At 72.7% G+C, this 13,863-nt stretch carries 13 protein-coding genes; 6 read left to right on the forward strand and 7 right to left on the reverse strand.

Annotation, left to right across the window (positions count from 1 at the left end):
• Nucleotides 1-7 precede the first annotated feature (7 nt).
• Nucleotides 8-2,242: an acetate--CoA ligase family protein gene (locus AC068A_RS26620; protein ID WP_478588771.1), complete on the forward strand. Its 2,235-nt coding sequence runs from the start codon at nt 8-10 to the stop codon at nt 2,240-2,242.
• Nucleotides 2,243-2,540: 298 nt separating this feature from the next.
• Nucleotides 2,541-3,395, forward strand: coding sequence for an enoyl-CoA hydratase/isomerase family protein (locus AC068A_RS26625; protein WP_478588772.1), 855 nt, complete (start codon nt 2,541-2,543; stop codon nt 3,393-3,395).
• Nucleotides 3,396-3,467: 72 nt separating this feature from the next.
• Here the strand turns inward: AC068A_RS26625 and AC068A_RS26630 are convergent, their stop codons facing one another.
• Nucleotides 3,468-4,265 carry a VOC family protein gene (locus AC068A_RS26630; RefSeq protein ID WP_478588773.1) on the reverse strand — a complete coding sequence of 266 codons (798 nt, stop codon included), beginning with the start codon at nt 4,263-4,265 and terminating at the stop codon, nt 3,468-3,470.
• Nucleotides 4,266-4,469: 204 nt separating this feature from the next.
• Entirely contained in the window at nt 4,470-5,363 is an 894-nt protein-coding gene (locus tag AC068A_RS26635) for a hypothetical protein (RefSeq protein ID WP_478588774.1), read from the reverse strand.
• Between the two features lie 125 nt (nt 5,364-5,488).
• On the opposite strand from AC068A_RS26635, the gene AC068A_RS26640 reads away from it, so the two are divergent.
• The gene (locus AC068A_RS26640) at nt 5,489-6,115 is read left to right on the forward strand and encodes a flavin reductase family protein (protein WP_478588782.1); all 627 of its coding nucleotides are present in this window, start codon (nt 5,489-5,491) and stop codon (nt 6,113-6,115) included.
• A gap of 175 nt (nt 6,116-6,290) precedes the next feature.
• Here the strand turns inward: AC068A_RS26640 and AC068A_RS26645 are convergent, their stop codons facing one another.
• The 3 genes from AC068A_RS26645 to AC068A_RS26655 are packed head-to-tail and all read right to left on the reverse strand — an operon-like array spanning nt 6,291 to nt 9,546.
• Nucleotides 6,291-7,358 (reverse strand): Zn-dependent alcohol dehydrogenase, encoded by a 1,068-nt coding sequence (locus tag AC068A_RS26645; protein WP_478588775.1) that lies wholly within the window; start codon nt 7,356-7,358, stop codon nt 6,291-6,293.
• 13 nt (nt 7,359-7,371) lie between these two features.
• Complete coding sequence (locus AC068A_RS26650; RefSeq protein ID WP_478588776.1) at nt 7,372-8,610, reverse strand: acyl-CoA dehydrogenase family protein; 1,239 nt, start codon at nt 8,608-8,610, stop codon at nt 7,372-7,374.
• A gap of 15 nt (nt 8,611-8,625) precedes the next feature.
• On the reverse strand, nt 8,626-9,546 hold the full coding sequence (locus AC068A_RS26655; protein ID WP_478588777.1) for an SDR family NAD(P)-dependent oxidoreductase: 921 nt from the start codon (nt 9,544-9,546) through the stop codon (nt 8,626-8,628).
• A 141-nt stretch (nt 9,547-9,687) separates the two neighbouring features.
• On the opposite strand from AC068A_RS26655, the gene AC068A_RS26660 reads away from it, so the two are divergent.
• A complete protein-coding gene (locus tag AC068A_RS26660; protein WP_478588778.1) occupies nt 9,688-10,614 on the forward strand; it encodes a cyclase family protein in 927 nt (308 codons plus the stop codon).
• Between the two features lie 258 nt (nt 10,615-10,872).
• On the opposite strand, the gene AC068A_RS26665 is transcribed toward AC068A_RS26660, so the two are convergent.
• On the reverse strand, nt 10,873-11,229 hold the full coding sequence (locus AC068A_RS26665) for a hypothetical protein (protein WP_478588779.1): 357 nt from the start codon (nt 11,227-11,229) through the stop codon (nt 10,873-10,875).
• Nucleotides 11,230-12,028: 799 nt separating this feature from the next.
• On the reverse strand, nt 12,029-12,454 hold the full coding sequence (locus AC068A_RS26670) for an ATP-binding protein (RefSeq protein WP_478588780.1): 426 nt from the start codon (nt 12,452-12,454) through the stop codon (nt 12,029-12,031).
• A 256-nt stretch (nt 12,455-12,710) separates the two neighbouring features.
• On the opposite strand from AC068A_RS26670, the gene AC068A_RS26675 reads away from it, so the two are divergent.
• Both AC068A_RS26675 and AC068A_RS26680 read left to right on the forward strand, forming a co-directional pair.
• Nucleotides 12,711-13,562, forward strand: a complete 852-nt coding sequence (locus AC068A_RS26675; protein ID WP_478588783.1) for a helix-turn-helix domain-containing protein — start codon at nt 12,711-12,713, stop codon at nt 13,560-13,562.
• 13 nt (nt 13,563-13,575) lie between these two features.
• Nucleotides 13,576-13,767, forward strand: coding sequence for a DUF397 domain-containing protein (locus AC068A_RS26680; protein ID WP_385431882.1), 192 nt, complete (start codon nt 13,576-13,578; stop codon nt 13,765-13,767).
• Nucleotides 13,768-13,863: the final 96 nt, after the last annotated feature.

Consider the following 13,863-nt stretch of genomic DNA (forward strand, 5'->3'; position numbering starts at 1 on the left):
CGAAGCGATGCTTGGATCTACTCACGGCACCCTGACCACCGACTTCCGCGCGCGTGTCGAGGCCTGCGGGGAGACCCCCCGGGAGGCCGTCCACTCCACCGCACCTGCCTCCGCCGAGGACGCGATCGCCCTGGACGTGAGCGGGCGGCCCCTGGACTCCGAGGTGCCGGACCTGGACCGGTTCTTCCGGCCCGAGTCCGTCGCCGTCATCGGCGCCTCCGACGCCGAGGGCAGGCCCAACACCGGCATCACCCGGCAGCTCATCGCCTGGGCGGAACGCGTCGGCGCCCGGATCCACCCCGTGCACCCGACCCGCAGCACCGTCTTCGGGCTGCCCTGCCACCTATCCGTGGCCGCACTGCCCGAGCAGGTGGACCTGGCGGTGCTGCTCGTCGGCGACCCCGTCCCGGTGATCGAGGAGCTGGCCGAGGCCAAGGTGAAGTTCGCCGTCGCCTTCGCCTCCGGTTTCGCCGAGACGGGCGATGCCGGCGCGGCCGCCCAGGCGCGGCTCGCCGCCGCGGTCCGGCGATCGGGCCTTCGCCTCCTCGGTCCCAACACCAACCTCAACGCGTTCCAGGAGTTCCGCGACGACCTCCAGGGCCCGGCCATCGCGCTGATCACCCAGTCCGGCCACCAGGGGCGGCCCGTGTACACCCTCCAGGAGCTGGGCATCCGGCTCTCCCACTGGGCTCCCACGGGCAACGAGGCGGATCTCGAAACCGCCGACTTCATCTCCTACTTCGCCGAGCAGCCCGAGGTCGGCGCGATCGCCTGCTACGTGGAGGGCCTGAAGGACGGCCGGTCGTTCCTCCTGGCCGCCGACCGGGCCGCCCGCAACGGGGTCCCGGTCGTCGCCGTCAAGGTGGGCCGCACCGAGGCCGGCGCCCGGACCGCCGCCTCCCACACCGGCAAGCTCACCGGCGCCGACGCCGTCGTCGACGCCGCGATGCGCCAGTTCGGCGTCATCCGCGTCGACGCCCTGGACGAGCTCCAGGACACCGCCGCACTGCTCGCCCGGGCCCGTCCGCCACGGGCCGACGGGGTCGTCGTCTACTCCATCTCCGGCGGTACCGGAGCCCACTTCTCCGACCTCGCCACCGAGGCCGGCCTCCACCTGCCCGCGCTCTCGCAGGCCAAGCAGGACGAGCTCCACCAATGGATCCCGGACTATCTGAACGTCGCCAACCCGATCGACAACGGCGGCCACCCGGTCGGCGACTGGCGCGGCCGGAAGATCATCGACGCGATCCTCGCCGACCCGTCCGTCGGCGTGCTGATCTGTCCGATCACCGGCCCGTTCCCGCCGATGAGCGACCGGCTCGCCCGGGACCTGGTGGACGCCGCCGAGGGGACCGACAAGCTGATCTGCGTGGTCTGGGGTTCGCCCGTCGGCACCGAGGAGGCCTACCGCACCACCCTGCTCGGCTCCTCCCGCGTGGCCACCTTCCGCACCTTCGGCAACTGCATCACCGCCGTACGCGCCTACCTCGACCACCACCGCTTCACCACCGGCTACCGGTCCCCCTTCGCCGAGGCCCCGCGGACCCCGTCCCCCTCGTACCGCAAGGCGCAGGCGCTGATGCGCCCGGGCCAGCAGCTCAGCGAGCACGCGGCGAAACAGCTGCTGCGGGCCTACGGGATCCGGGTCCCGCGCGAGCAGCTCGTCACCAGCGCGGCGGCCGCGGTCCGTGCGGCGGGCCTGGTCGGCTACCCGGTGGTGATGAAGGCCTCGGCCCCGCAGCTCGCGCACAAGACGGAGCTGGGGCTGGTGAAGGTCGGGCTGACCTCGGCGAGCCAGATCCGCGACGCGTACCGGGAGCTCACGGACATCGCGCGGTACGAGAACATCCCGCTGGACGGGGTCCTGGTCTGCCAGATGGTGCGGCGCGGCATCGAGATGTTCGTCGGCGTCACGCAGGACGCGCTCTTCGGCCCGACCGTGACGGTGGGGCTGGGCGGGGTCCTGGTCGAGGTGCTGCACGACGCGGCGGTACGGGTGCCGCCGTTCGGCGAGGACCAGGCCCGGGCGATGCTGGCCGAACTGCGCGGCCGGGCCCTGCTGGACGGGGTCCGGGGGGCGCCCCCGGCCGATGCCGACGCGCTGGTCGAGGTCGTGCTGCGGGTGCAGCGGATGGCGCTGGAGCTGGGCGGTGTCCTGTCCGAGCTCGACATCAACCCGCTGATGGTGCTCCCGCGCGGGCAGGGGGCAGTGGCGCTGGACGCCCTGGCCGTCTGCCGCTGACACCGCCGCCTCCGGCGGCGAAGCCCCGGCGGCCGGGGCGCCGGCCGGTGCCCGGGCCGCGGCCGCTGCCGGTGCCCGGGCCGGGACTCGGGCGCAGAGCCCCCGTAAGCCCCGTAAGCCCCGTAAGGCAGGCAGTCCGCACACGGCCCGTAGAGCCCGCGCGGCCCGTCCGGCGCGCCCAGTCCATAGAGCCCGAACAGCCCGTACGCCCTGTCCGGCGCGCGCAGCCCGTACGGCTCGTGCACCCTCCGCAGCCCGTTCCGTTCCCGTCAACACCCCGAATCGGAGCACCTCACCCATGACCGACTCCCCCCGAGTCGAACCCGAAGCGGCGACACAACCCCTCGACACATGGATACTGCACCGCACTGACAACGGGGTCTCGTGGATCACCCTCAACCGTCCCGAGGCCATGAACGCCGTGACCTGGGACCAGCGCGAACGCGTCATCGCGCTGCTCGCCGAGGCCTCCGCCGACCCCGCCGTCCGGGCCGTCGTCATCACCGCCACCGGCAGGGGCTTCTGCGCGGGCGCCGACCTGCGCGGCGCGCCCGCAACCGGCGGGGCGCCCAGCGCCAGTGGCGAGCGCGTCGCCGGCGACGTGGCCCGGATGATCCGGCTCGGCGCGCAGCGCCTGATCACCGCCGTGCTCGACTGCGAGAAGCCGGTCATCGCCGCCGTCAACGGCACCGCGGCCGGCATCGGCGCGCATCTCGCGCTCGCCTGCGATCTGGTCGTGGCGGCCGAGTCGGCCCGCTTCGTCGAGGTGTTCGTCCGCCGCGGCCTGGTCCCCGACGGCGGTGGCGCCTACCTGCTCCCCCGGCTGGTCGGCCCGCAGCGGGCCAAGGAGCTGATCTTCTTCGGGGATGCCGTCCCGGCGGCCGGGGCCCAGCGGCTCGGCCTCGTCAACCGGGTCGTCCCCGACGGGGAGCTGGAGGCCTGCGCGCGGGAGTGGGCCGAGCGCCTCGCCCAAGGCCCGACCCGAGCCATCGCCCTGGCGAAGCAGCTGGTCAACGCGTCCCTGGACGGTGACCGCGCGGCGGCCCTGGCCGCGGAGGCCGCCGCTCAGGAGATCAACATGACGACGGCCGACGCGGCGGAGGGCGTGGCGAGCTTCGTGGAGCGCCGCACGCCGAAGTACCTGGGCCGCTGAACCCGTCCGCCTCGGGCCTGCCCCCTGCTCCACCGCGCCCGCGCCCGCGGCCGCGGTCGGCCACAGGACCCGCTACATCTGCGGGTTGGGCTTCAGCAGGGCGAAGACCGCCCCGAAGGGGTCCGCCAGCCAGGCGATCCGGCCGACGTCCGGCACGTCCGTCGACGGCATCAGCACCGTGCCGCCCGCCTTCACGACGGCCGCCTCGGTCGCGTCGGCGTCGGCCACGCTGAAGTACGGCACCCAGCGCGGCCGCTCCCCGCCGCTCTCGCCGCCCGCCCCGTCGCCCATCGGGGCGATCCCGCCGAACGAGCCCTCCTGCTGGTCGCCTTCCTGGACGCTCAGCACCCGGTACGTCATCCCGGGCGCCTGCATGTCCTGACCGCGCCAGCCGAAGAGCTCACTGTAGAAGGTGAAGGCCGCGGCGGGGTCCGGTACGTGGAGCTCGGCCCACAGCAGCGTGTTCTCCGCGGACGCCACCTCGAACCCGGCGGTCTTCCCCGGCTGCCACAGCGCGAACTGCGCGCCCTGCGGGTCGGTGGCCTGCGCGAGCCAGCCCTCCCCCATGGCGTCCTCCGGCTCCATGCGGACCGTCCCGCCGCCGTCCTTGACGGCCGCGACGGTGGCCCGGATGTCCGGGGTCATGAAGTAGACCATCCAGGCCGACTGCGCGCCCTCCTCGGTCAGCTGTCCGAGCCCGGCGACGGTCTTGCCGTCGCGCTGGAGGAACCCGTACCCACCGGCATCGGGCCCGGCGGAGACGTGGTTCCAGCCGAAGACCGCGCCGTAGAAGGCGGCGGCCGCGGCGGTGTCGGGGCTGCCGAGGTCAAGCCAGTTCGGCGAGCCCTTACGGAAGTCGGTTCCTAGCACGGTTCCTCCTGTGGATGGGTGGTGCGGGTGCAGGTGCGGGTGCGGGTGCGGGTGCCGGTACGGGACGGGAGAGCGACGGGTACGGCGGTGCGGTCCGGGTGTCCGGGGACACCTTGCCGAGCCGCCGCGCGCGCCCGTTCCAGCAGCGCGCACCGCCCTCACCGATTCACCCGTTCGGCGGACGCAGCGTGCGCTCTGCGCCCGTCACACCTTGTTCAGTGCGGCGCTCGCGCCGCGCGGATGCCTCCAGCGGATGCCGGCCGACAGCGACGGCCCTTCTTCCCGGTAGTGGTACTCAGCCCGCATGTCGTGGCGGCAGTCGGGGGTTTCGACGGCCAGCATCCACCAGTGTTCGCCCATGTCCCGTGCGGGCTGCTCAAGCGTCCACGTACCCTTTCCGCTGCACCCGGTCACGACCCCCGTGCCGCCCACCCAGGGAATGTTCTCGGCGACGGCCTCGCCGTTCTCACCCAGAACGAGCCGCGCACCGCGCTCTCCGCGCCATTCGCCGATGTAATCGCGGGCCTCGGAGCCCAGCGGGCCCCGGTCCGGGGGGAGGAGTCCCGGGCCGATGAGCACGGTCAGGAAGAAGAGCACTGCCGAGACCACGGCCGTCCACCGCACCATGCCGCGCGGAGGCATCCCGCGGCGCCCGACGAGGTGCGCCGCGGCCGCGGGGAGCACCCCGAAGAGGGCGAGGCAGGCCCACCACCGCCAGAACAGCCCGCTGTCCCACGGGACGGGGAGGTACGCGAGGGCGGCGTAGCCCGCGGCGAGCGCGACGACCACGGCCGCGGCCACGGCCGCCTTCCCGCGCCCCGGTCCGGCGCCTCCGACCGGCCCGCCGGCGACGCCGAACGTCAGGAGCACGACGGGGACGCTGAACAGCAGCCCGTGCAGCAGCCCCACGACCAGGGCCAGCACGCCATACAGCAGGACGTCCCCGGCATCCCGGTCCGGTACCGACAGGACCAGGTCCTGGGAATCGGGTCGGCTGAAGCGTACGAAGACCACGCCTGCCGCCACGACCGCCTGGGCGACGGACATCGACGCCGCCGCGGTTGCCCGCACCAGGATTCCCCGCCCGTTCGCGCTCATCGCGCCACCATTCCCGCCACCCCGACCGATTGAACACGTTCAACACTTTCGAGTGGGCAACCTACACGCCCCTTCCCATCTGACGAAGCGTCAGTTTCAATCGTGGTGTGATGGGACACGCAGGGATGGCGGCCACCGTCGTCCGATACCTCAGGTCAGTCGGCGCACCGGGTTCCGGCACCGGCTCCGCCGCGTACGAGCCGGAGCCCTCCGTTCTGCCCCGTCCCGACCTGAGGGCCGTCGGGGAGGACGAGCGCGCGCCCGTCGGCCCCGCCGAGTTCCGGGCCGTGCTCGGGCACTTCGCCAGCGGTGTCACCGTCGTCACCGCCCCGCCGGGCGAGGGCGAGGACGGCCCGGCCGGCTTCGCCTGCCAGTCCTTCGCCTCGCTGTCACTGGATCCGCCGCTGGTCGTCTTCATGGTGGGCCGTACGTCGACCAGCTGGCCGCGGATCGCCCGCGCGGGCGTGTTCTGCGTCAACATCCTGGGCGCCGGGCAGGACGGGCTGTGCCGCCGGTTCGCCGTCAGCGGCGCCGACAAGTTCGCCGGGGTCGCCCACTCCCCCGCCCCCGCGACCGGATCCCCGCTGCTCGACGGGGTGCCCGCCTGGATCGACTGCCGCATCCACGCCGTGCACACCGGCGGCGACCACCTGATCGTGGTCGGCCGGGTGGAAGCCCTGGGCGCGGCCGGCGACGAGGGTCCGCTGTTGTTCCACCGGGGGCGCTTCGGCCGGCTCGCGGACGACGGCTGAGCCCTCCCCACCCCGTCCCGCGGCCCCGCCCCCGTCCCGTGGCCCCGTTCCCGCCCCGTGGCCCGCTCCCTGGCTGGGTCCCGGCAGCCGTACGCCCCTCCGGTCGGCCGGGAGGGGCGTACGGGGGTGCGCGGCGGGAGCGCGGGAGCAGTCCCGCGCCGCCCCCGCGCTCCGTTCAGAAGGTGAGCACCCCGCGCGCCACCCGCCCGTGCTTCGCATCGTCCGCCGCCTTCGCGAAGTCCTCGACCGGGTAGACCTCGGTCACCAGCTCGTCGAGCAGCAGCTGCCCCTTCCGGTACAGCTCCGCGTACAGGGCGATGTCCCGCTGCGGCCGGGAGGACCCGTACCGGCAGCCCATCACGGTCTTGTCGAGGTACATCGACGACACCCGGAAGGACGCCTCCTCGGTGAAGCCGGGCACGCCCAGCAGCACGGCCTGCCCGTGCCGGTCCAGCAGGTCGATCGCCTGGCGGATCAGCCGGACGTCGCCGACGCACTCGAAGGCGTGGTCCGTGCCGGTCGGGAGGATCTCCTTCACCGCCGCCGGCGCGTCCGCGACCGCCGAGGCGTCCACGAAGTGCGTGGCCCCGAACTGCCGGGCCACCGCCTCCTTGGCCGGGTTCGCGTCCACCGCCACGATGGTCGTCGCCCCCGCGATCCGGGCCCCCTGCAGCACGTTGAGCCCGATCCCGCCCGCGCCGATGACGACCACCGACTCGCCCCGGTCGACGCGGGCCCGGTTCAGCACCGCGCCGACGCCCGTCAGCACGCCGCAGCCGATCAGGGCCGCCGAGGCCATCGGGATGTCGTCGGGGATCTTCACCGCCTGCACGGCCTTGACGACCGTGCGCTCGGCGAAGGCGGAGTTCGAGGCGAACTGGAACAGCGGCTTCCCGCCGCGCGAGAAGGGCTGCCCCGGCATTCCGATCGCCTTGCGGCACATGGTCGGCCGGCCCCGGTCGCAGTCGGCGCAGGCCCCGCAGTTGGCGAGCGTCGACAGCGACACGTGGTCCCCGGGCACCACATGCGTCACCCCCGCCCCCACCGCCTCGACGACCCCGGCCCCCTCGTGCCCCAGCACCGCCGGCGCGGGGAACGGGATGGTGCCGTCGATCACCGACAGGTCGCTGTGGCACAGCCCGGCTGCCGCTATCGCGACCAGGACCTCCCCCGGGCCCGGATCGCGGACCTCCAGATCGTCCACGACCCGGGCCTGCCTGCCGTCGAACACGACGCCCCTCATGCCCCTCATCACTTCACCGCGCCTCTCTGGGGAGGCCGAGCACCCGCTCGGCGATGATGTTGCGCTGGATCTCGTCCGAGCCGCCGTAGATCGTGTCGGCGCGGGTGAACAGGAACAGCCGCTGGTCCTCGTCGAGCCCGGGTCCGTAGGGAAGGTCCGGCGCCCAGGCCGCGGGCCCGGCCGTGGCCGCCGCGCCCCGGACCGCCACCGCCAGCTCGCCGAGCCGCCGGTGCCAGCCGCCCCACAGCAGCTTGGCCACGCTGGGCGCGCCCGGGTCGCCGATCGCGCCCAGCGTGCGCAGTGCGTTCCAGCGCATGGTGTGCAGCTCGGCCCACTGGCGTACGAGCCGGTCGCGGAGTACGGGGTCCCCGGCGCCGGACCCGCCGGACCCGCCAGCGTCGCCGGCGTCGCCCTCGGCGGCGGCGTACGCGGCCAGGACGCGCTCCAGTTCCGCGGCGAAGCCGATCTGCTGGACCAGGGTGGAGACGCCGCGTTCGAGCGCGAGCAGGCCCATGGCCACGGTCCAGCCGTTGCCCTCCCCGCCGACGGCCTCGGCCGCGACCGCCCCGTCGAAGAAGACCTCGTTGAAATCGGAGGTCCCCGTCATCTGCCGGATGGGCCGTACCTCGATCCGGCCCGGCTGGTCCATCGGTACGAGGAGGAACGACAGCCCCCGGTGCCGCCGGGACCCGGGCTCGGTGCGGGCGAGGACGAAGCACCAGGCGGCGTCCCGGGCCAGCGAGGTCCAGGTCTTCTGGCCGGTGACGCGCAGCAGCCCGTCGGCGGTGTCCCGGACGGCGGCCGTCCGCACGCCCGCGAGGTCGGATCCGGCGCCGGGCTCGCTGTACCCCTGGCACCACAGTTCCTCGCCGCGGGCGATGCCGGGCAGGAAGCGGTCCTGCTGCTCCCGGCTGCCGTACGCGATGAGAGTGGGGGCGAGGAGGTTCTCGCCGATGTGGCCGACGCGGGCGGGGGCGCGCGAGGCGGCGTACTCCTCGGCCCACACGACCTGCCCGGTCAGGGAGAGCCGCTGCTGCCCGTACGCCCCGGGCGGCAGGTCCCAGCCCTGGCCGATCCAGCCGCCGCGGCCCAGTTCGCGCTCCCAGGCGCGGCGCGCCCCCACTCCCTCGTGTTCGCTGCCGGGCCCGCCGAGTCCGGCGGCCTGCGCGTACGGGCCCACGAGGTGCCCGGTGAGCCAGGCCCGGGCACGGCCGCGCAGTTCCTCGTCCTCGGCGCCGAAGCTGAAGTCCACGGTGTGCCGCCCCTTCTAGGCGTTGGGTCGGTCCTTGGCGGCCGCCGCCTCGGCCATGGCCTGGAGCTGCGCGAGCATCGGCATCGGGTCGGTGCCGATGGTGCCGGGCAGGAAGTCGGCGATCTTCTGGGGGGTCCAGGGGCCCTCGGCGTATCCGGCGCGCAGCTCGCGCGGCTGGGCCCAGACGGCGATCTTCGGGCCGGCGATCGTGTAGACCTGCCCGGTGATGCGCTCGCCGCCGGCGGCGACGGCCTTGTCGCTGAGCAGGTAGGTGACGAGGGCGGCGACGTCCTCGGGTTCGCCGATCTCCTTGAGCTCCATGGGGACGTTCGCCGACATGCGGGTGCGGGCGACCGGGGCGACGGCGTTGGCGGTGACGCCGTACTTGTGCAGGCCGAGGGCGGCGGAGCGGACGAGGGAGATGATGCCGCCCTTGGCGGCGCTGTAGTTGGCCTGGGCGACGGAGCCCTGGTGGTTGCCGCTGGTGAAGCCGATGAGGGTGCCGGAGCCCTGGCGGCGCATGACGGCGGAGGCGGCGCGGAAGACGGTGAAGGTGCCCTTGAGGTGGGTGGCGAGGACCGGGTCCCACTCCTCCTCGGACATGTTGAACAGCATCCGCTCGCGCAGGATGCCGGCGACGCAGACGACGCCGTCGATGCGGCCGTACCGGGTGATCGCGGTGTCGACCACGCGCTGCCCGCCGTCCATGGTGGAGATGTCGTCGGCGACGGCGACGGCCTCGCCGCCCGCGGCGAGGATCTCCTTCACGACGGCCTCGGCGATCTCGCTGGCCGGTGCGCCGCCGTCGATGCCGACGCCGTAGTCGTTGACGACGACCCTGGCGCCCTCGGCTGCGGCGGCGAGTGCGACGGCGCGGCCGATGCCGCGTCCGGCGCCGGTGACCGCCACGGCCTTGCCTGCCAAGAAGTTCCCCACGCCGACCCCTTCCCCAGGTTTCTGACGGACCGTTAGATTTTATGGGCAGCCGGACGCCGCCGCACAAGCCCGCCGCAGCCGCGATCGCGGACGGAGGGGCCGAGGAGCCGAGGAGCCGGGGAACCGAGGAGCTGACGAGACGTGACCCTGCCCGCCGAGTTCCACGAGATCGCCAAGCACGTCAACAACTGGGGACGCTGGGGCGCCGACGACGAGATCGGCACCCTGAACCTGATCACCGGTGAGGTGGTACGGGCCGCGGCCGCCGAGGTGCGTACGGGGCGCCGGATCCCGCTGGCGCTCCCGCTGAAGGAGGACGGCGTACAGGCGGGGCTGATCCCTGGGCGGATCAACCCCCTGCACACGATGGTGCAGATCAACCAGGAGCTGTTCGGCCCGGGCACGGTGGCGTGCAGCGACGACGCCGTGACCATGGGACTCCAGGCGGGCACCCACTGGGACGCCCTGACCCACGTCTCGCACTCCGGCCGCATCTACAACGGCCGCCCCGCCGGCAGCATCACCGCGCACGCCCGGGCCGCGTTCAGCGGCATCGACAAGGCGGCGCCCATCGTCTCGCGCGGGGTCCTGCTGGACGTGGCCCGCGCCAAGGGGGTGGACCGGCTGCCGGGCGGTCACGCGGTGACCCCGGAGGAGCTGTCGGAGGCGGAGGAGTTCGGCGGGACGGCTGTCCGGGCAGGGGACGTCGTCCTGGTCCGCACCGGCCAGATCCAGGCCTACCTGGCCGGGGACAAGCACGGCTACGGCTTCCCCTCCCCGGGGCTGTCGGTCCGCACCCCGGAGTGGTTCCACGCCCGGGACGTGGCCGCCGTGGCCAACGACACCCTGACCTTCGAGGTCTTCCCGCCGGAGATCGAGAACCTCTGGCTTCCGGTCCACGCCCTGCACCTGGTCGAGATGGGCATGCACCAGGGCCAGAACTGGAACCTGGAGGCGTTGTCCACAGCCTGTGCAGAAACGCGCCGGTACGCGTTCCTCCTCTCCGCCATGCCGGAACCCTTCGTCGGCGCGGTCGGCACCCCGGTCGCCCCGGTGGCCGTCCTCTAGGCCCAGCCGCCGCCCCGCGTCCTACACCCGGCCAAGTCGATCACGTGCCGGGTCGAGCAGCCCGGCGGCGCTCCCGCGAGGCCTGTGGTGCTGTTCATCAGCCGCTCGGGCTCATCCCGTCGTACTTCGTTCCGTCGAGGTTGAAGGCCTCGGCTGCCCGAACCAGCTCATCGGCCTTCCTCATGACCTCTACGACGAAGGCGGGTGGTGAGTCACCGAGGACCTATTCCTCGTCCGGGTCGTACTCCCACTTCCAGCTCACTCCGACACCACCCGAGCGGCCTCTTCCTCCACGGCCCTGAGCTCATCCATGGCCGGTCTGAGAGCGGGATCATTGCGGCTGGCGGTCCCTTGGATGGCTGCCAGGGCGCGGCTGCGGCGTGCGGCCAAGTCCGGTCGGCGCTCGATCTCCACCTCCGCAGCCCAATGGGTGAGCCAGTGCTGGAGGTGGCCGATCTTGTTGCTGCTGATGGCTGCGGCGAGAGCGCGGTTCTTGTGCCTCTCCATCTCGTCCAAGCGGTGCGGGGCGATGTGGGCCAAGGCAACGCGGACGGCGTCGGGCGTGCGCTCGGGACGCGGAATGAGTTCGCCCCCATGGTCGGGCTGTGTAGTCATGCTGTCCTCCAGGCAGAGCCCGGGCCAGCGTAACCAGCCGGACGTTGCGGGGGCGGCCTTGGCGGCGAGCCCGGCATGCGCGTACGCGCAGGGACCGCCCGGCCCCGCCCGGAAGCCCCGGGCGGGGCCGGGCGCGGGCTGCCGGTCCACGCCCTGCACCTGGTCGAGATGGGCATGGAGCGCTTTTCCTCTCAGCGATGCCGGAACCGTTCGTCGGTGCGGTTGGCACGCGGTGGCCCCGGCGGCCGTGCTCTGACCGGTGCCGGACGACGGAGACCGCGGCAACGGCCCAGGCCGCCGCCCATACGGCGCCGACGAGCAGTGCCGCGAGCGCGACGGGCAGGCTAGGACGGGTGGGCCCCAGGCCCGGCGGCAGGACAGCCGCACGGGAACCGAACCCGAGGACGCCCGACCCCACCATCGCGATACCCACCCAGGAGGCGGCGAGCGCCGGCCACCGGATGAGCCGGTCCGCGGGAGGCGGAGGAGGAGCAGTGCCACGGCGGCCACGAGCAGGTCGAGGCCCACGTTGGCCAGTTGGGCGGTCGCGACGTCGGCGACGGCCCCGTGGGCGTCGTCCGGCGCAGGGAAGCCCCGCACGCCGAGCTCGTCGTCCCTCACCAGGTCCACCTTGCCGGCGGTGTAGGCGAGGGCGCCGAGGCAGGCGGTGAACGCGTCGGCCGTGTGGGTCGTGCGGAATCGGGGCGTGAGTCCGTCCTGCGGCGAGCGGCCGCCGGGCCACGCCCTCCGCCTGTACGGCCCCCTACCCCGCACGGGGGAGGAAGCCATGCCCGGCGGCTCACGCCAGTTGGAACCACACCGCCTTGCGGTCCGGCCGGGTGCTGACATCCCAGTCGTCGGCGTACGCCGCCACCAGCGCCAGCCCGCGGCCGTGCGTGTCGAGTCGGCCCGGCCGGTCGCCGCCTCCGTCCGGCGGCCGGCGCTCGGACATGGAGTCGTACACGGAGACCGTGACGAGGCCGCCGGACAGCACCATCTCCACGGCGATCTCCCGAGTCTCCGTGTGCCGGTGGGCGTTGGTCACCACCTCGGAAGTGCACAGCCGCGCCCGCTCCGCGAGCCGCGAATGTCCGACGCCGCACAGGACCGACACCACCCAGTCCCTGGCAATGCGCGGCGTGTCCGCCCGACTCGGAGCCACCATCCGGTAGGTGAGGGCTTCGTCGGCTGCAGGCCCGATGGGGATCAAGACGCTCGTCTTCATGCTGCTTCTCCCAACGCGGTACGAGTTCGCGTGCCCCGCCGTGCGGTGCATGCCGTGGCTCTGGCCGCCCCCGGGTGACGCGCGCCAAGGCGCGCGTCGGCGGCTGCACTTCGGTCTTGTTGCGGTACGACGCGGCGCGACTCCAGACTGTAGCGACTCAGGTACAACCCGTTGTACGGTTCGGGAAAACGTCACGCACAAGTGGACCTCGCCCGATACAACGGGCCAAGATGTGAGCCAACAGGAGGGGAATCCCATGCCGCCAAGGAAGGCTCCAACTGCCCGCCAGCGCCGGTTGGGAGCCGAGCTCCGAAAGATCCGGGAGCACGCCGGAATCTCACTGACCGACGCAGCCGCCCAACTGAGCACCGACCGCACGACGATGAGCAACGTCGAAAGCGGACGATTCGGCGTCAGCAGCGAACGAGTGCGCGCTTGGACGACCTACTACGGCTGTTCAGATGATGTCTACGTGGACGCACTGATCTCCATGGCAGAAGAACGAGGGCGCGGCTGGTGGGACGACTACCGCGACGATCTCTCGGCCGGCCTGCTGGACCTCTCCGAAATGGAGCACCACGCTGCCGCGATCCGCGTCGTGCAAATCATGCACATGCCTGGCCTGCTCCAGACCGAGGACTACGCCAGAGCCGTCTTCGAAGAGGCCGTACCCCCGCTTCCCTCTGTGGTGATCCGGCGGCGGCTGTCGCACCGCATGAGGCGCCGTGACGTTCTCGATCGCAAGGACAGGCCGCAGTTCACGTTCTTGATCCACGAGGCCGCTCTGCGGATGAGGTTCGGCGGCGCGAAGGTCGTGGCGGGTCAGCTCGATTACCTGCTCCAGCAGTCCGAGCGAGCGAACGTCACCGTTAGGGTGATCCCGTTCGCAGTGGGCGGGTTCCCCAACGCCGGTAGCTCAACACTCTATGCATACGGGCCCGTTCCGCAGCTCGACACCGTCCAGACGGACACGCCGAGCGGCCCCGCATTCCTTGATGCCGAGACGCGCCTCGCAAACTATCGCGCGGTGCTGGACCGGACCGAGGAGCGGTCGTACGACCCAGAACGGTCTCGCGATTTCATTCGCGAGGTGGCGCAACAAGTGTGAAGGCGTGAGATCAGTGGAAATTCAGTGGCGCAAGTCCTCCAGATCAACTGACGCAGAGGGCAACTGCCTCGAAGTGGCGGTGAAGGACGGCGAGGTCCTCATCCGCGAGAGCGACGACCCCGGCGTCATCATCCGGACTACCCGGGCCAAGCTCCGGGCGTTCATCGACGGAGCCGCGGCGGGCGAGTTCGACGACCTCGCCTAAACGCAATGCTGTTGACATAGGTCTGGATCGGTGGGATGACGTCATCGGGGGTGGTGATGGTGGCGTCGTCTCTTCCGGATCTGGCCGGGGTGGGTG

The sequence above is a fragment of the Streptomyces sp. NPDC043854 genome, from assembly GCF_056436005.1.

Bases quoted from the DNA above. Each gene is read 5' to 3' on its own strand.
- AC068A_RS26625 (WP_478588772.1), top strand. From the start codon at position 2,541: ATGACCGACTCCCCCCGAGTCGAACCCGAAGCGGCGACACAACCCCTC.
- AC068A_RS26675 (WP_478588783.1), top strand. From the start codon at position 12,711: ATGCCGCCAAGGAAGGCTCCAACTGCCCGCCAGCGCCGGTTGGGAGCC.
- AC068A_RS26620 (WP_478588771.1), top strand. From the start codon at position 8: ATGCTTGGATCTACTCACGGCACCCTGACCACCGACTTCCGCGCGCGT.
- AC068A_RS26635 (WP_478588774.1), bottom strand. From the start codon at position 5,363: ATGAGCGCGAACGGGCGGGGAATCCTGGTGCGGGCAACCGCGGCGGCG.
- AC068A_RS26670 (WP_478588780.1), bottom strand. From the start codon at position 12,454: ATGAAGACGAGCGTCTTGATCCCCATCGGGCCTGCAGCCGACGAAGCC.
- AC068A_RS26665 (WP_478588779.1), bottom strand. From the start codon at position 11,229: ATGACTACACAGCCCGACCATGGGGGCGAACTCATTCCGCGTCCCGAG.
- AC068A_RS26640 (WP_478588782.1), top strand. From the start codon at position 5,489: ATGGCGGCCACCGTCGTCCGATACCTCAGGTCAGTCGGCGCACCGGGT.
- AC068A_RS26645 (WP_478588775.1), bottom strand. From the start codon at position 7,358: ATGAGGGGCGTCGTGTTCGACGGCAGGCAGGCCCGGGTCGTGGACGAT.